The following is a 20,343-nucleotide window of genomic DNA, read 5'->3' as shown; positions in this document are numbered from 1 at the left end:
TCCAAGGATATCCCACCTATTTATAAAATGAACCCATTCATTGTACCATCATTTCTGAATCATAGTAGCTCCATAATATTACACTACATCGTATGCCATCATGGAGCCACAATACTCACATGCTGCTACAGAATCAGGCTGCACCTTAATCTGGGCACCACAACCCGTGCAGTCGACTACTTTTGGGAGCATCGGCTTGTTGGCAGCAGCTGAATTTGCGGCCGCACGTTCGTAAGGTTTAAAGTTATCGCCCCATTCATCGAGATCGGTCATCTCATTCCCCAATTGTACCCGATACTGTTCTACCATAGCTTTTTCATCCGCACTGCGATCTATCTTCGTGCTTGCCCACACGAGAAGAGCACCCGGAACACCCAGTAATAATACAAAAACAAACAGCATCTCTACTTCTTCCTGCATATCCGACCAGATCATCATATTTCCCAGCAACATAAGCTCTACGAATAACATCATCATCCAGCCCAAGCCTCGCATGAAATTGCTGGCTCTCCATAGCTTCTTGGCGGGCAGTACTATGCCCCGCTGACGAAGCTGCAGCTCGATTTCGGCTTTTGTCCTTCGCTGCTTGCCCTTGCGGAACAGACAAATTCCTGGAATGCCGAATACGAATACAGAATACAACAATTTCCCGGACCAATCCTCGATCTCGTGAAGCTGTGACAAGTTAAGAAGGAACGAGAGGATAAAGCTGATTTGGAAAAATAAAAAGATTCCGCCTACTACTTTGAAAAAAGAGCCTTTCTTCATTATATGTCTCCCATTCCTCCAGAATTCTACTAAAATCATCTATAGCTCTGTTGAGCTTATTTCGGTTATCAACCCCGGGTTTCTCTGATTTCTGCACAGCAAGAATTATCGCCTAGCAATTTGCGATGCTTACTCATACGGAACCGCAGATCCGCAATAGTCGCAAGAAGCAGTAGATCGAGGAGGTACCTCGGTCTGAGCGCCGCATCCGGGGCAGCTGACCATCTTCGGAAGCAATGGCGTACTGGCAGCCACCTCTGCAGCAGCACGACTATGTACCGGTTCGTCATCCCCATCCTCATTCTCTTCTTCATCGTCTTCGTTATCTTCGTCTGAGGGGTTCATGTTCTCTGCTTGCTGCTGCATGTACAACGCATCTGCCTTCGCATCGATTCGAGAAGCCCGCCAGAGCATGAAGATACCGAGGATGAAGAAGAATAGCCCCACGCCATAGATTGTCGTTAATTGAGACTTAGGTATAGGCCACTCCGCCAATACAGTGAGATACTTCCACTCGATGCCAAACAATATGATATAGCCGATGAATCGAAGCAAGTCACTCACTCTTAGCGAATCGCGCGCCGGAATCAGATTCTGCTCCCGCATCATCTTCCGTGTTTCCTTACGTTTCTTCAAATACTTGCCGCCGATGAACGACATGAGCCCTGGAATCCCGAATACAAATACAGAGAATCCTAGCTTACCTACCGGATCATCAGCAGGAGTAACACGGGATAAGCTTACGAAAAAGCCAAAAATAAAAGCAACTTGCAAAAAGAGCAGCACTCTTCCTATTGTGCGTAATAAACCACCCATGGAGTTCAGTTCACCTTTCTATCTATTTAAATATTTAACTATTGAGCATACATTCATGTTTTATATATCGTTGTCTACCCCTGGCATCTATTCATCGCCACTGCTATTTTAAACTTGCCAACTGCTCATTGCGCAGCTTCATTCCGTTAGACAACTGCCGGATCATGTCTCGCAGTTCATCAGCGCTGTATACCGTATTACGATCATGCACCACAGATCGTACACCTTCCTCCAGTCGAGCGGCCTGATCCATGATCTGTCCTTCCTCCAGCACCATAGCCGGTACTGATAGCGGATCGCTATATTTCACCTGCTCCTCCAGCTTGCCCATCAGTTCCAGCAGCACATCACGCTCTGCATGCTCCCAGCCTTCCAATTCCAGTCGTGCTCCATGCAAGACAAGCTGAAGTCGCTTCTTAAATTGCATTCGATTACTCTCATCCTTCTGCAAGCGGCCAACAGATAATCGCGTGAGGCCAATGAGGAGCGCCAAAATGAACGCTAATGCAAAGGTGATGATGTGAATCCACATGTACAGCTTCTCGGATACATCCAGGACGAGCCAAAACAGCACAATATGTACAAGAACTGCAATATTGTAAATGAAGGCGATGGCTCCCATTGATAAATTCATAGGAACCTCATCCTTGTGCTTGGACAGATGGACGAGCATACTCATGCAGAATAGATAGCTGATCACCCCTGCCATCATGAGCGAGCCGAAGGACAGCCACCATGAGAAGCCACGAGATGCCTCCTCGCTCAGGCCAAAGAATAATCCAACCGTTACCGTTCCTAGAATGAGAAATATCGCTGACGTAATCCACTTGAACCGTGATGCCCACTTCATGATATTCTCCCCCTATACCAGCTTATTGCCGCATTCCACGCAGAATTTTTGCCCCGGCTTAACCTCGCTGTTGCACCCGCTGCAAGTAAGCGTCGTCACCTCGCCGCAGTGCGGGCAGAACTTGGACTTGCTAGATACCGACTCACCGCAATGTCGGCATGGAACCGGCATCGCTTGTCCGCATTCGATACAAGCTCCTTGATCCGGTGGATTGTCAGCCCCACATTCTGGGCATGGATTATACGGATCCCCGCAGTGAGGACAGAACTTGGTCGTACGCGGCATCTGCTCCCCACATGCCTGACATTTCACCTCAACCGGCTTATCCGTGCCGCCACTTACAGCCAGCGATGTACCGCAAACTGTGCAGAAGGAGGCATCTCGCTGATTGCCACGATTGCACTTCGGACATACCTTGTCATGCGCATCAACTCGAAGCTCGCCTGCCATCTGCGTCATGACGCCGCCTACGGCACCGCCAACCCCGTACCCCATGCCAAGCCCAATACCTGCACCCATTAGATCTGACTTCACTCCACTATCATTCCTAGCGACCTCTCCAAGCGTATCGAATGTACGCTCTTGCTGATAGGTGAATCCGATAATATTCATTTCAGCCCGCTTCGCCAGCGCTTCCCGCAAACGCTGTGTGGCTGGATCATCCTCAGGCGTATTGACCGAGTCTACATAGAAATTAAGCAGACGAATGCCGTATTCCTCGAACACCGGTGCAACCAGTTCTTGAATATGCTTGGAAATATCCGATATGTAGGCATTGATCTCTAATATACTAATTTTGCGATGCACGAAGTAGGAAGAAATCAGCTGGTGAATATTCATCATAAGCACACCGCGGAAATATTCGGTCAGCGTATCTTGATTGAATACAGGCAGTGTGCCTACAAGCTTGCCCAAGAACTTGCGCGCATCTTCGATCTGAATGCCGAACTGCCCGAAGGAACGCACCTTCACGAACAACTGATACTTAGGATCCTGCAACTGAAGCGGTGTACGCGTGCCCCATTTTACATTCAGAGAATGAACCTTATTGACATACCATACTTCCGCAGTGAACGGAGAGTCCCCTCCGAACGGTAAGTTAACAATATGATTCAATATCGGAATATTCGCCGTGCTAAGCGTATGCCTGCCCGCTGTGAAGCTATCGAGCGCTTGCCCGCCCTTGAACAAAATTGCTTCCTGCGACTCATTTACGATAAGCTGCGACCACGTTGCCAGCTCATGATTGGGAAACTTCCATGCAAATACATCAGGTGAACCATCATATTTGATTACATCAATAATCGCCATATTCTGCAGTACCTCCGACAATAATAGTATGGAGCCATACACATCGAAAGGGATCGTTTCTACTTCCCTATATCAACTGATTGTATTAATATGAAGATATACACTACATTCACTACTTTACTACTACGAGGAAGCTTGCAAAACGTATCCATAATTAAGTCCGCATTCCTAATCTTTCTTCTATCTGCTCCTATTTCTATTATATAAGGCAGCTGCTTCAGACACCATCCTCATAATGGAAATCAAAAAAATAGGCCTTCCCTAGCACGTGCTTCATTCGGCATCATAACGTTCATACTCGCTTCGCCTCGTGCATATATTTATTTTCGTGTTAAAACGTTTATCTGGAAAATCTGTAACTGTGATCTCCTCGATTTGACCCAGTATTTATGAACTACTAAATTTCAAGCAACACGTCAAACGATGACTGCAAATTGTTAAAGCGATTCGCTTTATTCCGCCTCTTCCTCCTCTTTATAACACATGGATTCTTAAGATGAATAACGCCTTCTTCACACTTCACTAACTTCATCACATACAAGACTATGCTGTTTCTATTTTTTGTCTTAGATACCGCCTTAATTTGAGCATCTTAACCCTGCCCTGGCTTGTAATTTCGCATTCTGATCCACCTAGCATCCATCTATCGTTCTAAGAAATTTGAATGCGATTACATAGATTTGTTAGTGAAAGGAGATGTTTGCTGTATTCCTCAGGTCTGGCGAACCTAACCCAATATGAAACGGAGTGTGATTAAGATTGAGAAAGGTCAAAAAAGTTAGTGCTGTCTTGTTTTTTGTCTTCATCTTGGTATTCACAGCTGTACCATTGACTGCCTTCGCCGCTTCACCTTGGGCACCGAATACTGTCTATAAAACAGGAGACCTCGTCACCTATGGAACCGATACCTACCAATGTGTACAAGGACATACCTCTCCTGTCGGATGGGAACCGCCAAACGTTCCTGCACTGTGGAGCAAACAATTAGCTCCTACCGACACGGAGCCGCCGACTGCTCCAACGAATGTTACGGCCAGCAATATCACAACCGTATCCATCACCCTTGGGTGGACGGCATCTACCGACAATGTCGGTGTTACGGGCTATGACGTCTATAATGGAACGACACTTGCAGGCTCGACTGCGACAACTTCCTTCACCGCTTCAGGCTTAACGCCAAATACCACCTATACCTTCACCATTAAAGCTAAAGACGCTGCCGGCAACATTTCCCCCGCCAGTTCGCCTATAAACGCAACGACATTGGCAATTGTTCCGGATACCCAACCTCCGACAGTACCTGCTAATGTAACCGCCTCCAACGTGACCAGCAGCTCGGTTACATTGAACTGGACTGCTTCAACGGATAATGTGGGGGTCACAGGTTATGATGTGTACAACGGCTCCATACTTGCCGGTTCTTCGACAACTACTTCCTATACCATTACAGGCTTAAATCCCAGCACTGCTTACACGTTCACGGTCACTGCGAAAGATGCCGCCGGCAACGTATCCCCAGCCAGCTCACCTGTCAATGTCACGACAAGCGCTGTTATTATAGACACGGAGCCACCAACAGCGCCTGCCAACTTAACAGCATCTACCGTAACGACGAACTCCGTATCATTAAGCTGGACCGCTTCGACAGACAACATCGGTGTCACCGGATACGATATTTATAATGGCACGACGCTGACAGGTTCTTCGACAACTACTTCCTACACTGTTACAGGCTTAACTGCCAACACTGCTTACACCTTTACTGTGAAAGCAAAAGATGCTGCAGGCAATGTGTCCGCCGCCAGTAATGCACTCACCGTTACAACACGTTCCCAACCATCATCCCAATATGAGATTATTGGCTACTTCCCAAGCTGGGCTGCTTACGATACGCCGTCCTTTACGCCTGCCAATGTTGACGCAACAAAAGTAACGGTCATCAATTATGCATTCCTTGATATTTGCTGGAACGGCAAACATGGCAATCCTTCCAAGAGCTCCGATAATCCAAATCCGAACACATGGACCTGTCAAAACGGCAATGGCACTGCAAATAATGCACCGAACGGTTCCATCGTAATTGGAGATTCATTTACCGACGGTACAGCTGATGGCGGATACAACCAATTGGTTACGATCAGACAGCTGAAAAACACCAATCCGAATCTGAAATTATTCGCCTCCGTCGGCGGATGGACGTGGTCCAACCAATTCTCCAACACCGCGAATGACCCTGTCACAAGAGGCAACTTCGCCAGTTCCGCCGTTAATTTCCTGCGTCAATATCAATTCGATGGCATCGACATCGACTGGGAATATCCGAACAACATTGGCGTACCTTGCGCGTCGGGTCAGACTTGCCAACGTACAGCCGACAAAGCCAACTACATCCTGCTGCTGCAAACCCTTCGCCAAGCTCTTGATAAAGCCGGACAACAAGACGGCAAGCGCTACTACATTACGATCGCTTCCAGCGCGAACTCCAGCTTCCTTGCCGATGCAGGCGGCACCAACAACTGGCTGTCCAACGCTGCACAGTACTTGGACTGGATCAACATCATGACCTACGACTACTATGGCCCATGGGATGCGACAAGCGGCATCGGATCGCCATTGTATAACGACCCAGCCAACACAAACGGCAGCAGCCAATTCAACATCAATTCCACCGTAACCAACTATTTGAATAAAGGCATTCCTGCCAATAAAATAACCGTAGGCGAACCATTCTATGGCTATGGCTGGAAAGGATGCAACGCAGGTCCAAATAACAACGGATTGTACCAAAGCTGTTCCGGTGAAGCCACTGGCGGTTCCAGCGGCTCGACGTATGACTTCGCCCACATGCAGAACATCGGCCTGCTGTCTGCTGATTCTACAGGCAAATACACGGTTGCTGGCCAAGGCTATACCCGCTACTGGAACAATGTGACGCAGACCCCATTCCTCTACAATCCATCTACGAAAGTCTTTATTTCGTATGATGACGAGCAATCCATTCATTTGAAGAATGAATTCATCAAATCCAAAGGATTACGCGGCGCAATGTTCTGGGAACTGAACGCAGACAGAAACCGCACCCTGCAATCCGTCGTATCCAGCGACTTGCCTCATTAATACGGTCAAGCAGATAATTTAGCGATAAGGATAGAATAAGCAGCACACGCAATAAAAAAGGGCTTTCCCAAAAGTAGAATCTTCTACTTTCTTAGGAAAGCCCTCTTTATGTATTCCTTGAGAGATGGATATGCCTGAACTGCTGCTGCACAAACGTAGGAGCCGATTTCTTTACAGCAGATTTAAGAGGTTGAATAGATATTCCTTCAACTATAAGGATTGCAGCTGCTTTGTCTTTTGTATATACATAAGCATCTTAAGGTTTACTTAAGAACCTAGTAAGAAAAAAGAGACTTTTAGGAACTAGAATATATTTATCTTAACAAACCAACTTATAAAGTATTTCAGGAGGATTTTATGAAAAAGAAAATGGGTATCGCAATTGCTGCCTCTATTATCACTCTAACTAGTTTGACAGGAAGTACTTATGCAACTTCGAAAGCAGAAGTTTCTGTTACAGGTTCCTACAACACAAATCAAATGGCTCAACAGATAAAATGGTTAGAAAAGCATGCCATGCTATTAAAGTCAACGGATCCAACAGCATCTCTTCAGGATTTAAGACCGCTTAAGGATATGATCGGATCAGCTACAATTGTTGGTTTAGGCGAAGCGACGCATGGAGCTCACGAAGTTTTTACCATGAAGCATCGCATTGTTAATTATTTGACAGCTGAAATGGGCTTTAAGGCCTTAGTGTTAGAAGAGGGATGGGACAGAGCATTGGGACTCGATCGCTATGTTCTTACGGGTAAAGGGGACCCAAGCCAATATCTAAGTCCTGTATTTAACACGAAAGAAATCATAGATCTGCTTCAATGGATACGCCAATATAATGCTGATCCAAAGCATAAATCCAAAATACGGATCATCGGGATGGATATACAAACCGTAAACGAGAGTGTTTATAACACTATCCTAACGTATGTAAAGAAATACGATCCGAAACTTGTCACTCGTTTCGAACAAAAGATGAAAGGCCTTATTCCTGTAACCAAGGATTTAGATACCTTTGGTGATCTTAAGAAAGAAACGAAAGCACGGTATGTTTCAGATGCGAAACAAATCAGCGCTTTATTAGAGCAAAATAAAAATAAACTGAATGGAAAATCCCCAGAGTTCGCATGGATCAAACAGAATGCCCGTATTATCGAGCAATTTACGACAATGACAGCCGCATATCCTGATAACCTGGAAGACTTTTATTTGGAACACGATATTGCCATGTATGAGAATGCGAAATGGACAGAAGAACATATAGGAAAAACAATCGTGTGGGGACATAATGGGCACGTTTCGAAAACAAACATGATCCCCTTCGTATACCCTAAAGTAGCTGGGCAGCATTTAGCAGAACACTATGGAAAACGGTATGTATCCATTGGAACATCTGTCTATGAGGGACGTTACAATGTTTACAACAGTAACCAAGAATTCGGTCCCTATGGAACATTAAAATTAAATGACCCGAATAGTTACAACTATACCTTTGGACAAGTAAAATACGACCAGTTCTTTGTTGATTTACGTAAGGCAAGCGGAGTGACTAAAACTTGGCTAAACGAGCAACATACCATTTTTGCCGGAGTAACAACGGTAGGTCCAGATTTCCCAACGACTGTTGATGTACCATTAGGTAAAACATTTGATATCCTTGTTCAAATTCAGAAAGTGAGTCCATCTCAACTGATCAGGAAACGGTGAATTCCTGGGATTTATTTATTTGACGGATTGTCAAGCTAAGTACGACAGTTCATTCATGAACGCTTCGTGAGCAGACATCCAGCCTAGACATCTACGTGGACGATTATTAATGAGAGAGATAGCCTCGTTACCAGGAGAATACGGATCTACAAAATAAATTTTTAGATTTATGAGAGTTCTCAAGGTTGGCATAGCAAGCAAACTCTTTCCCGCGATCTACGGTAGCGGTTGGAAAGGCGGCTTGAGGATACTGGCTGGCAACAACACCAAAAGCAACCTCCATCGATAGGCGTTACGATCGGGCATCCTAAAGACTAAGTAGTGCCGAGTCTTACGCTTAATAAAAGTGGCTACACAAGCTTTGCTTTTGCCACGGCTAGAGACAACGGTATCCAGCTCCCAGTGGCCGAAGGTTTCACGCTTGCGAACCTGAACCAGCTTCTCGGTCAGCTCTCATTTGCAAGTTAAGGCTTATCGTTGCCGACAGAAGCACTAGGTGCTGCGGCAACGATAAGCGTGTTGAGCCGACCGGGGCTTCGTATACTGCTCTGAGGCTTCCGCGTTCGATTTCTCGTGCGATGAGGGAATGGTGTCTACCCAACTCACAAACAATTTCTCGTGTCGTCCAAACAAGTCGATGCAGAGCTTCTAGTTTGCTACGTTCAATTATGTTAAGTTGGGAGTAGCTCATGTTAGTTCTCCTGTATGAATGGTGGTGTGGTAATTCCCATTTTACACAAAACTCACACGGGCCTTTTTGTTTTCTAGATGTCGCACTTCATATTATAATCCGTCATATTAAAGAGACTCATCCTCCTTATCGTTTAAGTGGGATGAGCCTTTGAAAGTTTATCAAACGTGTTTAATCGAGTTTGTCGTTATATTGTACGATTTTGTTGTTGGGGGTGTAAATAAGTTTACACAAAATTATTGACAGTCCCTTACAGAATTTTAGATAATTTTACACCAATAAACTCATCTCCCCACCCTTCGTCTTCTTCTATAGAGGATTTCAAAAATGGTTCGATATCAGGTAATGGAAAGTCGTTATTTAACATATGACTGATAAGTGTCTCCAATGCATCCAGACTTCGTTTCCCATACCCACTAATATTAGTATAAGCATGACTAACTCCCAGTTCATGAATATCTCGTAATAAGATATTTATTGATTCATCAATATTTTGATATAAATTATATAAACTTAGGTATTCATCTTCACTTATCCGCTCAAAATCTTCATCATATTTTTTAGTTTCCATTAAATTTTCAGGAATTAATTCAGCTGTTGCTGAGTTACAGTCTTCTAAGTTATTTGAACTTGTGAATTCCCATAGATATCTCAAAACAATCTTCCAATCATCTGAATTGTATTTTAATGATATTAGTGCATTCTCAAAACAACTAATACCATAGGCAACTCTACCTCTGAATGAAATTAGTTTAAATGTATCAATATTCATATTCAATTTCACTCTCCTCTTTTCAGAAGGTAACCTTGTTTAGCTTGTTCCGTCCCCTATGTTGTTATCTTAAAATCAGAAAAAAAGAAAATGATCCCCACGTCTATGTACTAATAACTATCACCATTATATCAACTTACTTTTGCGATATAGTACCATACGAGTCTTGCTATAATAAAAAAACTACTACCGATCTATCTATGAAAGGAGAAAATGATATCGAACAAGTTATTCAGCATTCATGGGATTTAAGCGAATCACAGGCAATTATTCTCCAAAAGGAGCTTGCCTTAAAAGTAATGAAGGAAGACCAACTAAATCAAGTTAACTATATTGCTGGTGTTGACGTAGCCTATAGTGATAGATTAGTAGCTGCCGTTGTAATACTTGATGCCGTTACTCTAAAACAAGTTGAAAGCACTGTAGTAGAAGGTAGGTCTAGTTTCCCCTATATTCCTGGATTATTTTCATTCAGAGAATTACCTTCGGTTATTAAAGCATTCAGTAAAATATCTATTACACCAGATTTAATAGTCTGTGATGGACAAGGGGTCGCTCATCCGAGACGATTTGGATTAGCAAGTCATTTGGGAGTACTGTTTAATATTCCAACAATAGGTTGTGGTAAAACCAAGTTAATTGGAGACTCCGAAGAACCTGGTCAAAAAAGAGGGGAATATGCAACTCTCATTGATCAATCGGACAAAGTTGGTATCGTATTAAGAACCCAGGATCATATAAAGCCTATTTATGTCTCTGTAGGACACCGAATCTCATTACCTACGGCATGCAATGGGTTTTACGGCTAGCTCCTCATTTCCGCTTACCCGAGACAACTCGCCAGGCAGATCAATTGGTAAATAGATATTTAGCTCACTTAGAAGACAAATAGAGGTAAGATAACTTTTTTTATATCCATTGGCCATCGCATTTCTCTGCCGACAGTTTGTGATTGGTTATTAAAGGTTTCTCTTTACTACCTGAGGTAACTCGACAGGCTGACCAACTTGTACGAAAATATTTAAGAAAGTAGGGGAGATAGAATGAGTTGACCCCTTCTATCTTGACTCGTCCCTGTACTTCGAACAGGAACAGCAGCACTTGCCAGTAGACTCGTACTCACAGCCGCTCCGACAAATCCGCCTAATGCTGCTCCCATTGCTACTCCTACTACTGCTCCAGCTACTGCTCCTATCATCGGAATAGCGCCTAGCAGTTTGGACTCCGTACCAAGCAATCCATCGGCTTGTTTTTGATCCGCCGGGTTCGTGATCTTCGCGGTCGGGGTATTTGTGTTGTTAGATGAGCCCTTCTTGGCTGCGGCTTGTGCTGCTTCATAGTCTTTGATGTTCATTAGTGGCGGCTCCGGTACAGGAGGAAGATCCATGACGAACACTGGAGCCTTCACCGTTCCCTCTTGATCCACCACCGGGGCCTTGATATCCGTTTCACCGTCTAGTACCATGCTGCTGGCTCCGCCTGTGAGGTACATTGCACTTCCCGCTGTAAGCGACAGTTCCTGACCTGCATCCAGCTTCACGTGACCGCCTTGAATCCGTACATCTCCCGGGCTGCTGACGGTAATGCCGTTCCCTTCATGGAGTGTAATTGAAAATCCTCCCGAGGTAGACAGGGTCAACTCTTGTTCTGACATGTCCACGCCGCTTCCTTGCGCATGTCTCCATACTTTAACGTCTGGCTCCCCTTGTGCGTGGCGATGCTGTCGCGAATCCATGACATAGGCTTCATGTTCCCGGCTCGTCGGCAAATAAAGCTCCACACGCGCCCCAACCTCCGGCATATCGTACCAGCCACTATGCTCTTCCGCTGCATAGCGAGTGGCCACCGGGAACCAACATCAAACTGTCGTAATGTGTGATGCGCTAGGCGGTATTGGGATGCATAATCTTTTCCAACGCCTTGGAATCGTATTTTGTACAATTTGTCCGCCTTCGGTAGCAGCTAAAGAACTTACCCTCTTATTCGTTGTTGTGAACAAGTTCTGTGTACTTGTGCCAACTCATCCTGGATTCACAACCAATCCTGCTGCGCCGCCAGTAAGATCCGCTATTTGATCTACGATTTCATTTCCGGTACTCGGTTGATCTATGACTGGGACAACTAACTAAAAAGGCTCATCCTCACTGTTCAAGTTGGAATAAGCCTTCAAAGTTTATTAAGTTTGGTTGTCAGGTTTTTTTGGTTTATTGATTGTATTATACGATTTTGTTGTTGATGTTTTAAATTTACATATAATCTTTAAAAGACGTTACAGAATTTTAGATAATTTTGTACCCTCAAACTTATTACCCCATCCTTTATTTTCATTAATAGAGTATGTTAGGAATTGATATACACTTGGCAATGGATATTTGTGATCTAACATTAGAATTATAAGTCTTTCCAAAGATTTTAAGCTACTTTCACCATAACCACTAACCGTACCATATGCGTGGCTAGCACCAAGCTCATGAATACTGTAAAGTAATAAGTTAATGGATTCATCTATATCTTGATACAGTTTGTACAAGTGCAGAAATTCCTCTTTGCTCAATCGTTCAAACTCATGCTTTTCATATGTTTTAAACTCCAGCAAATTCTCAGGAATTAATTCATTAGCAATTGTATTACATTCTTCTAAGTTGCTAGAATTAGTGAATTCCCATAAGTAGTTCAAAACTCATGCCTGTTGATTATCCAATAAAATACAAAAATATCACAGCAAAAAGGCCGCCTTTTCAGTAAAATCGTTTGCACCACACAACACGATTCGAAAGAGGTGACCTCATGAAAAAGTCTACCATGTTCCAGTCATTACTTCAATCTATTCTATTCGAAGAAGAAGTAATTCATTTAGCCGAACTGGTAGGCTACCATGAAACCGCGCGTAAGTTTACGGTCTACACCTTGCTGCAATACTGGGCACAAGCGGCTTTCGAACAGTGGGATGGTTACCGAGATGGCGCTGACCGTGCGGTTACCTGCGGATTAACTCGGGCTAATTACTCAACATTTTCGAAGAAAGCCAAGGATGTTCCTTTTGAGCTGTTCAAACGGTTATTTCATCTTGTGCATCAGAAATGCAGCCGACAGACACGGCGTCAATTGAAGTTTCCTAAAGAATTATTGCTTATCGATTCCACAACAATTACCGTAGGCAAGACTCGTCTGCCTTGGGCTCCCGTTCCATGGCGAACGAGCAGGAGTGAAGCTGCATGTTGCTTTTCACGCAGCAAGTGGTCGACCACAGAACGTTGTTGAAACAGTAGGATCCCGCCATGATGGGCCTGTTGGCGAAGAGCTTGCGAATTCAGACTATATTCTCGTCCAAGATCGCGCATATGGTAAAATCGAACGATTGGATCGCTATAAGAGGGAAGGACAATCTTTCGTCATTCGCTTAAAAGACAATATTCACACGGTACTCCCACACGCCTTGCGTCGTCAGAAAACAGAAGGCTCTCCTATCACTCGAGATATCACTTGTTTACTTGGAACCACCCAATGTCGTTCTCAAGAACGGCATAGAATTGTTGCGTTTCACGATGGACATGGCCATGAAATTCGGGTGGTTACGAATCTAAGAACGATCTCTGCAGAACAAGTCGCAGGGATTTATAAAAACCGCTGGCAGATAGAACTGTTCTTTCGCTGGATCAAGCAGCATCTAAATGTGCCGACTTTATTTGGAACAACAGAAAATGCGGTGTATGGGCAGCTTTATTCCGCCTTGATTGTCTATGTATTGTTGAAGTTTTTCTATGATACAGCCAGTTTGGTAGTACCGCGTCATGCTGCTCTCACTTTTGTACAGTTTTCGCGACTTTTGCTGCTTAACCAGCTATCTCAGATTTGGCTTGTAAAGCTTTCAATTTTAAGGGAGAGGTCTGTCCTTTTTGAAAAGCCACATTTTCCGTTATATGGTTAATCAACAGGCCTGTTCAAAACTATCTTCCAATCATTGAGATTATATTTTAAAGCTAGAAGGACGTTCTCAAAACAGCTAACTCCATAAGCAACTCTACCTCTTAATGAAATTTGCTTAAATTTATCCATACTCATCATTTATTAGTCTCCTTTATACCACCCAGTAAGTGCATCAAGAACATTTCCTTTAAAAGTAAACGTACAATTTTGACAAGCTACCTTTGCTGCTCCAAACTCGGCAGGGGTTGTTTTAGTAGTGTACAAGTATAAATCACCTATTTTAGCTCCATCATTCAAAGCCTGGGTTAAGTCTGGTATTAATTGAATTGTGAGTTCATTCGGTACTGGATGGGGTCTTTTTGAACAGCCACCGCTTGTGTTGCTTGAGATATAGCGGCAAATGAAAAAGAATGCCACAATGGGCAATTAGCTCGCATTGTGGCGCTGTTGGTTGTAATAAACGATAATTTAAAAACTCTGATGTCATTCTACAAACAAGGGGAATTCACCTTCTATTTCTCACTATCTTTAAAAAAATCTTCTTCTTGATAAGGATAATTCAGTAGTGCTAGATTTTCTGTAGTCATATACCATGTCCTATAATCTAAACTACTATTAATAAACAAACGCCCCTTATCCCTTTTTAATAGAGGATACGTTGTGTGATCCTCAACAACCAAATCCAGATTGTTTAACCGCAATAGTTTTCCAATTACTTCGAGTAGTTTTAACCATCCGATATCAAACGTACGCGTTATAAATTGGATACTAATAAGTACATTTGTATTCACACCGTACGCTTCGTGATTCATATCTCGAAAACGTTCTGTATAGTCATCTTCATCATCTAAATTAATGCTCATTGAAAAATATGTGCAACCGATGCTCACGTATTGAGTACCAGTTCGATCCCATACCTCTGCCTCATAATTAATTAATTCTACAAATAATACTTCGTAAATCATATTGTAAAGCAATTTCCCCAATTCTTCTTTAGGCAAATTAGAACCAACTGATAGTCTAAAATCCATCTTATTCAAACCTCCAGTATGCTCTAGTTACTTGACGACCTTCGATAATTAGGAGTTCATTTAGGTATTTTAAATCCTTGTGTGTTTGACTAATTAGATTTTCAATAAGCTCAGCCCTTTTTTCAACAGGGTAATCATTTAAGTTTAGCACTATTCGCCTAGCTTGTTTTGTAGTTTTATCTCTAAGCATGTCAAGTACGTTCTTTTGAATAGTTGTATTAGGAGCATAACAATCAAACACCTGCCCCTCTATGATAAAGTCTGGACTTTTTTCGGGAACGATTCCATACCCGTTACCATTGTCAAATTCGTCAAGCATTGTTGTACGATATCGTTGTTCTGCAAGTACATCAGCAGATTCATTTTGCCTCGTTAATCCTCTATCACCTTTTGGTGGAATCTTAGCATAATTCCCCTCTGGTTTCCCACTTTTAGGTAATGAAGGCTTTGTAATTATTGCATTTGGTCTGATTTTAGGTGTATAAGGAATATATTTAGGAGGATGTAGATAGTACTCTGAACTAGTTTTCCATTCTACATTCTTATCACCATATTTTGAACGGAAATAATCATCCCATTCTGGTCCAGATCGAGGTATCTTTCCAGAATAACTCTCACCACTACCCGTCCCCTCAAAATGGTTACTCGTACTCGCCGGTTTAGGCGTCCCCTTTGGTATTCCCCCAGATGGTTTTGGAGACTTAGACACCACCTCAGCTATCCTATCAGCACTTGCTGCACCGCGCAAAGCAGCTTGCAGATCCGACGAAAACTCAGTTAATACTAATTGTTGCTGCATTTGCATAGAAATCAATTCAGCTTCTAGCACTTGTTGGCCCTGGGTTTTTATACCGGGCTTTTCACCGGTGACAAGTTCTATAAATGGATCTACCAGATAAATGTCTACAAAATCTTTCTTCGCTGGTTTACTTTCCCAACCACTATTTTCTTCTAGCTTCAGTTGCAGCTGCTCTGCCATGTAACGATCGTAGTTCGCCTTCCAGCGTTGTCTCAGTTCGGGTGGAACCTGCTGATACGCATGAGCTATCGCATTTGACTCTATCACCATGTTTTGAATCAACTCTCGTAGACCACCAGAACTTGCTATATGACGCGCACTTGTGAACACCTTGCCCAGCAGCCACTTACTATAATAGGCATCTTTGGCTTTCTCGTGCTCGTATTGACTGATGAGTCCTTGCATGAACAAACCGGCCAGATATTTCAGTGGATGCAATCCACCTTTTGCGCCTCCACCTCCAACATGACTCGTCCCTGTACTGCGAACAGGAACAGCAGCACTTGCCAGTAGACCCGTACTCACAGCCGCTCCGACAAATCCGCCTAATGCCGCTCCCATTGCTACTCCCACTACTGCTCCAGCTACTGCCCCTATCATCGGAATAGCGCCTAGCAGTTTGGACTCCGTACCCAGCAATCCATCGGCTTGTTTTTGATCCGCCGGGTTCGTGATCTTCGCGGTCGGGGTATTTGTGTTGTTAGATGAACCCTTCTTGGCTGCGGCTTGTGCTGCTTCATAGTCTTTGATGTTCATTAGTGGCGGCTCTGATACAGAAGGAAGATCCATGACGAACACTGGAGCCTTCACCGTTCCCTCTTGATCCACCACCGGGGCCTTGATATCCGTTTCACCGTCTAGTACCATGCTGCTGGCTCCACCTGTGAGGTACAATGCACTTCCCGCTGTAAGCGACAGCTCCTGACCCGCATCCAGCTTCACGTGACCGCCTTGAATCCGCACATCTCCCGGGCTGCTGACGGTAATGCCGTTCCCTTCATGGAGTGTAATTGAAAATCCTCCCGAGGTAGACAGGGTCAGCTCTTGTTTAGACATATCCACGCCGCTTCCTTGCGCATGTCTCCATACTTTAACGTCTGGCTCCCCTTGTGCGTGGCGATGCTGTCGCGAATCCATGACATAGGCTTCATGCTCCCGGTTCGTCGGCAAATAAAGCTCCACACGCGCCCCAACCTCTGGCATATCGTACCAGCCACTATGCTCTTCCGCTGCATAGCGAGTGGCCACCGGGAACCAGCATGCCTTAGCCGGGTCTTGCTTAGGGTCGATATCCAGTTGGAGCTGTACCAAATCTTGCTGTACCTGCAACACGCTGCCCGACAGCGCAATCCCCGTAGCTTGATCGTTCTCATAGCGGGCATAGCGAATATCTTGTTCAGCCTGGAGATCGTAACGGGTAAGCAGCAGTCCATCCTTCATCCGTGTTACTGCCCGAACAACAACTAGCTCTTTCCCAGGTCCAATCGGTAACGCGATGCTATCACCCAACGCATAGTATTGCAGGCTTTCGAACACGTAGGTCACATACGAGCCCGCACGTTTTCCCGGCTTCCCCGTCTCCAGCTCATGGAACGTCCTACGAACCTGGTAACTTACATCCCGTTCCAGCTTGTACAGTTTGCCTACCGGCATTCCGAAGAAGACCTTAGGCGACGCTGCAGTTACCTCCGGCACCAGCACTGACCCAAAGCGAGCGGCCAGACGCTTTAAAAATGCCCAATCCGTCTCCTCATATTGTAAAACAAAAGTTCCCAGTTTGGTATTGTTGGTTACGGTATCAATCGCGTCTCCATACTTGTATTTTCGAATCATCGTTGTGACCAGATCATCGTAGGTACGATGAGTATCCTGATAGGATCGCTTCTTGATCTGGATATCCATCTGATAGGAATGCGAAGCGGCTTCCAGTTCAAAGGTATACACGCCCCGAATGCAATGCACGGATAGGCGCGTAACGATGCCATGAAACAATCGTCTTACCGATTGTCCCTGCTCATCTAGTTGGCGGATAACGATCGGTTCCTCTTCCATGTTCTGTCCAATGCATGCAGCTCCCTGCTCTTCCGACAGCATGCCGCTTACCGTTACATATGCGTGATCGTTGATGGTTCTTGTAATTTGAAGCTTCTCTATATGTTGAGGCTGAAAGGGACCGTAGAAACGCAGACTTTCATATCCGATTTCGTTATGTAATGCACTCAAGTGAGCTCATCTCTCCTTTCGGGCGGCATAAAGCCGCGGTCACTTCCGAAACCTGACGCCTTTGAGAACAGAACCTTAATCCAACTCCTGCCCGTCATTTTCGATTTGGATATGACCACAATATAGACACTGAAGGGTACAGTTCTTCATCAAGGCAGGCTGACCCTCGATCTTCACATCACTTTTCCCGTTCAGCCACGGCATGGTCAGCACCGGAACACACGGAGCCTTCTTCACACCATAGATATCTACCATCTCACTGGCCTGCACGGCTGGATTCAGAGGGCTGGAGCAGTTTCCAAAAGACTCGATGTTCACCCCGGGCACGTAATCCCCAATATTCATTTGTGCTTTGTTTTTAATGTAGACGCCATGGCTAAAAGGCCTTTTCAGACGGGTAGGCTGCGTACCATAACTACAGCTTAAGATCGCTCCTGCCACGACATAGCTTGTTTTCGCAGCGCTTCCCGGTTTCACCTGAGTTTCTTCCATCCTACTCTCTCCCCCTTCATGCCTCCATCTCAACTCTTTGCAATCGAATGCCTGTAAAGAATCGTCGCAACAAGCTTTCCGCCACAGCCAAATGGATATAAATATGAGGTTCGATGGAGCCCTTAATCCGAAAAACAGGCGACTCCAACTCCCCCTGTCTCAGTACCAAACGCTTCAATGTCTGATTGGGGTACCATTCCGTTTGTGTGGACAAACAATCTTCCATCGGCGGACGAAGCAACCAGTATACGTCCTGTTTGGCCTGCTTGAAATCGGTAAGAATGACCGCTCTCCATTCCAGTCCCGGCATGTATTTCTCCAATAATGATTTCATCCGATCCGACACCAGCGGCAGAGGAAATTCCAAAAAATCCGGGTACACCGTTTGTTTATTGGTTTGTACAGCTAGAAAAAGAGGGTCCTCCTGCTGATTCTGTCCCTGAGGATCTGCCAGGATATCTCTTACTTGCAAAGGAGACATCGCAGCAGGCTCCACTCTGTTCTTTACCCGCTCGTCTACCATCAGTCGAAAATATCTCACTGCAGCCACTCCCTTTTACTAACGGCGTCCCTCGACTGTGCAGGCGCAGATGGATCACTATATAGATGGGATTTCTCAAAGGTTCCTGAGTCCAATCCAATGGCTTCTCTACGCTGTACATCTGTAAAAATGACTCCTTGTACATTAGCTCCCGTAAAATCAGCCCCAATCAAACAAGCGCCGGCAAAAGATGCGCCTGATAGATCTGTCCCAGCAAAGCAGGCATCCGTTAGATCCGCTCCGGTAAAAATCGCTCTTTGAAGTAACGCATTTTGAAATACGGCTCCACGCAACTGCGCACCTTGAAAGCTGGCCTTATGCAAGCTTGCCCCTGTGAAATCTACACCGGCAAAACCCAATGGCTCCCAATCCAAAGAAACATCTGATCCATATCCGGCGCTGCCCATAACGGCATCCAATATCGCTCCTTTCATCGAGCATCCGCTGAAATCGGCACCATGAAGCAAGCTGTATGTCAAGTCGCTACCATTCAACTGACTCTCCTGCCACACCGTTCCTACTAAAACACAGCCATATAGACGGCTATGCTCCATCTCAATCTGGCGAAAAGCTGTATAGCGAAAATCCAGCAAACTATAATCTCCATCCGACAGTTGGACTTGGGTCAACGCCTGATAACCATATGCATGCTCTTCTTTTTCCTCTAGCCATAACCGAATCTCATCTGCCTCCATGGCTCTGTGATCTTCTCGATACACCGATACACTGTGGTCCATGTATTCGCCCACACGAATCTCGAACGTTTCTTCCCGCTCCAACTCTTGAAATTCCGGCAAGCACACGGCCTGCTTCATCGCGAGACGAACCATATTTACAAGGAGTGCATGAATATGTGCTGCCGCCTCCAGCATGGCATGCTCCCATTCAAGCTCCGATAGTGAAACACTCCGCTTCTCTACTTCCCCTTGCAATTGCTGCCGGAAATCGGACCAATAGGAATATGACCAGCTCGCATCCCATTCAAATCGGATCGGCTGGGGATCAAGCATCCATAAGGCATCTGAAGCTTCTACAAGATAAGCAGGCCGCTCCTCCAGCCATGTGGTACGAAGCGCGGAGTACGTAATATAGCCGATTTCCCCCTTTTTCCCTTGAATCTGCGCTTGTCGAATATCCCGGCAGTACCCCCGAAAGTCCTCGATACAGGCCTTCATCCGCTGTTCTTGCACCGCCTTGAACTTCAGTGCCCAGTGTCTGCGGATCAGGTACCACGCCAGATTCGAGGCGGCTTGCTGCGGGTCTAGCTCTTCTTGAGGCTTCTCCATTTACATTCCTCCGCA

Annotated in this window: 15 protein-coding genes and 3 pseudogenes; 5 read left to right on the top strand and 13 right to left on the bottom strand. The window is 45.0% G+C overall.

Annotated elements, in window-relative coordinates; translation table 11 throughout:
* Window positions 1-78: 78 nt before the first annotated feature.
* From M3661_RS18440 to M3661_RS18425, 4 genes are all read right to left on the bottom strand, one after another.
* Window positions 79-768, bottom strand: a complete 690-nt coding sequence (locus M3661_RS18440) for a hypothetical protein (protein ID WP_251487376.1) — start codon at window positions 766-768, stop codon at window positions 79-81.
* Between the two features lie 129 nt (window positions 769-897).
* Complete coding sequence (locus tag M3661_RS18435; RefSeq protein ID WP_251487373.1) at window positions 898-1,584, bottom strand: TFIIB-type zinc ribbon-containing protein; 687 nt, start codon at window positions 1,582-1,584, stop codon at window positions 898-900.
* Between the two features lie 103 nt (window positions 1,585-1,687).
* Window positions 1,688-2,434, bottom strand: a complete 747-nt coding sequence (locus tag M3661_RS18430) for a hypothetical protein (RefSeq protein ID WP_251487370.1) — start codon at window positions 2,432-2,434, stop codon at window positions 1,688-1,690.
* Window positions 2,435-2,446: 12 nt separating this feature from the next.
* Window positions 2,447-3,745, bottom strand: a complete 1,299-nt coding sequence (locus tag M3661_RS18425; protein ID WP_251487367.1) for an SPFH domain-containing protein — start codon at window positions 3,743-3,745, stop codon at window positions 2,447-2,449.
* A 759-nt stretch (window positions 3,746-4,504) separates the two neighbouring features.
* On the opposite strand from M3661_RS18425, the gene M3661_RS18420 reads away from it, so the two are divergent.
* Together M3661_RS18420 and M3661_RS18415 are read left to right on the top strand one after the other, a co-directional pair.
* Window positions 4,505-6,862 (top strand): glycosyl hydrolase family 18 protein, encoded by a 2,358-nt coding sequence (locus M3661_RS18420; protein ID WP_251487365.1) that lies wholly within the window; start codon window positions 4,505-4,507, stop codon window positions 6,860-6,862.
* Window positions 6,863-7,219: 357 nt separating this feature from the next.
* Window positions 7,220-8,566 carry an erythromycin esterase family protein gene (locus M3661_RS18415; protein WP_251487363.1) on the top strand — a complete coding sequence of 449 codons (1,347 nt, stop codon included), beginning with the start codon at window positions 7,220-7,222 and terminating at the stop codon, window positions 8,564-8,566.
* Between the two features lie 30 nt (window positions 8,567-8,596).
* Here M3661_RS18415 and M3661_RS30815 read toward each other — a convergent pair.
* Both M3661_RS30815 and M3661_RS18405 read right to left on the bottom strand, forming a co-directional pair.
* Window positions 8,597-9,257 (bottom strand): annotated as a pseudogene (locus M3661_RS30815) (IS30 family transposase).
* Window positions 9,258-9,507: 250 nt separating this feature from the next.
* Entirely contained in the window at window positions 9,508-10,029 is a 522-nt protein-coding gene (locus M3661_RS18405) for a hypothetical protein (RefSeq protein ID WP_251487358.1), read from the bottom strand.
* Window positions 10,030-10,247: 218 nt separating this feature from the next.
* Here M3661_RS18405 and nfi point away from each other — a divergent pair.
* Window positions 10,248-10,921 (top strand): annotated as a pseudogene (gene nfi, locus M3661_RS18400) (deoxyribonuclease V).
* 171 nt (window positions 10,922-11,092) lie between these two features.
* On the opposite strand, the pseudogene M3661_RS18390 reads toward nfi, so the two are convergent.
* Window positions 11,093-11,887 (bottom strand): annotated as a pseudogene (locus M3661_RS18390) (contractile injection system protein, VgrG/Pvc8 family); the annotation flags it as partial.
* Window positions 11,888-12,298: 411 nt separating this feature from the next.
* A complete protein-coding gene (locus M3661_RS18385) occupies window positions 12,299-12,706 on the bottom strand; it encodes a hypothetical protein (RefSeq protein ID WP_251487355.1) in 408 nt (135 codons plus the stop codon).
* A gap of 110 nt (window positions 12,707-12,816) precedes the next feature.
* Here M3661_RS18385 and M3661_RS18380 point away from each other — a divergent pair, with 110 nt between their 5' ends.
* Entirely contained in the window at window positions 12,817-13,290 is a 474-nt protein-coding gene (locus M3661_RS18380; protein ID WP_251487352.1) for a hypothetical protein, read from the top strand.
* Complete coding sequence (locus M3661_RS18375) at window positions 13,235-13,957, top strand: IS4 family transposase (protein ID WP_251487349.1); 723 nt, start codon at window positions 13,235-13,237, stop codon at window positions 13,955-13,957. The genes M3661_RS18380 and M3661_RS18375 overlap by 56 nt, the downstream gene beginning before the upstream one ends.
* Before the next feature lie 511 nt (window positions 13,958-14,468).
* Here M3661_RS18375 and M3661_RS18370 read toward each other — a convergent pair.
* The 5 genes from M3661_RS18370 to M3661_RS18350 all read right to left on the bottom strand — a co-directional run bounded on the left by M3661_RS18370 (window position 14,469) and on the right by M3661_RS18350 (window position 20,328).
* Window positions 14,469-14,987: a hypothetical protein gene (locus M3661_RS18370; RefSeq protein ID WP_251487346.1), complete on the bottom strand. Its 519-nt coding sequence runs from the start codon at window positions 14,985-14,987 to the stop codon at window positions 14,469-14,471.
* 1 nt (window position 14,988) lies between these two features.
* Window positions 14,989-18,009: a CdiA C-terminal domain-containing protein gene (locus M3661_RS18365; protein WP_251487343.1), complete on the bottom strand. Its 3,021-nt coding sequence runs from the start codon at window positions 18,007-18,009 to the stop codon at window positions 14,989-14,991.
* A 75-nt stretch (window positions 18,010-18,084) separates the two neighbouring features.
* Window positions 18,085-18,501, bottom strand: coding sequence for a DUF4280 domain-containing protein (locus tag M3661_RS18360; protein ID WP_251487340.1), 417 nt, complete (start codon window positions 18,499-18,501; stop codon window positions 18,085-18,087).
* 16 nt (window positions 18,502-18,517) lie between these two features.
* Complete coding sequence (locus tag M3661_RS18355; protein ID WP_251487604.1) at window positions 18,518-19,024, bottom strand: hypothetical protein; 507 nt, start codon at window positions 19,022-19,024, stop codon at window positions 18,518-18,520.
* A gap of 14 nt (window positions 19,025-19,038) precedes the next feature.
* Complete coding sequence (locus tag M3661_RS18350) at window positions 19,039-20,328, bottom strand: pentapeptide repeat-containing protein (RefSeq protein WP_251487337.1); 1,290 nt, start codon at window positions 20,326-20,328, stop codon at window positions 19,039-19,041.
* Between the last annotated feature and the right edge of the window lie 15 nt (window positions 20,329-20,343).

The sequence above is a fragment of the Paenibacillus sp. MER 180 genome (assembly GCF_023713665.1).
Taxonomy (GTDB): domain Bacteria; phylum Bacillota; class Bacilli; order Paenibacillales; family Paenibacillaceae; genus Paenibacillus_B; species Paenibacillus_B suaedae.
The sequence above is the reverse complement of the archived record's forward strand: the minus strand, read 5'-3'. Positions and strand labels throughout refer to the sequence as shown.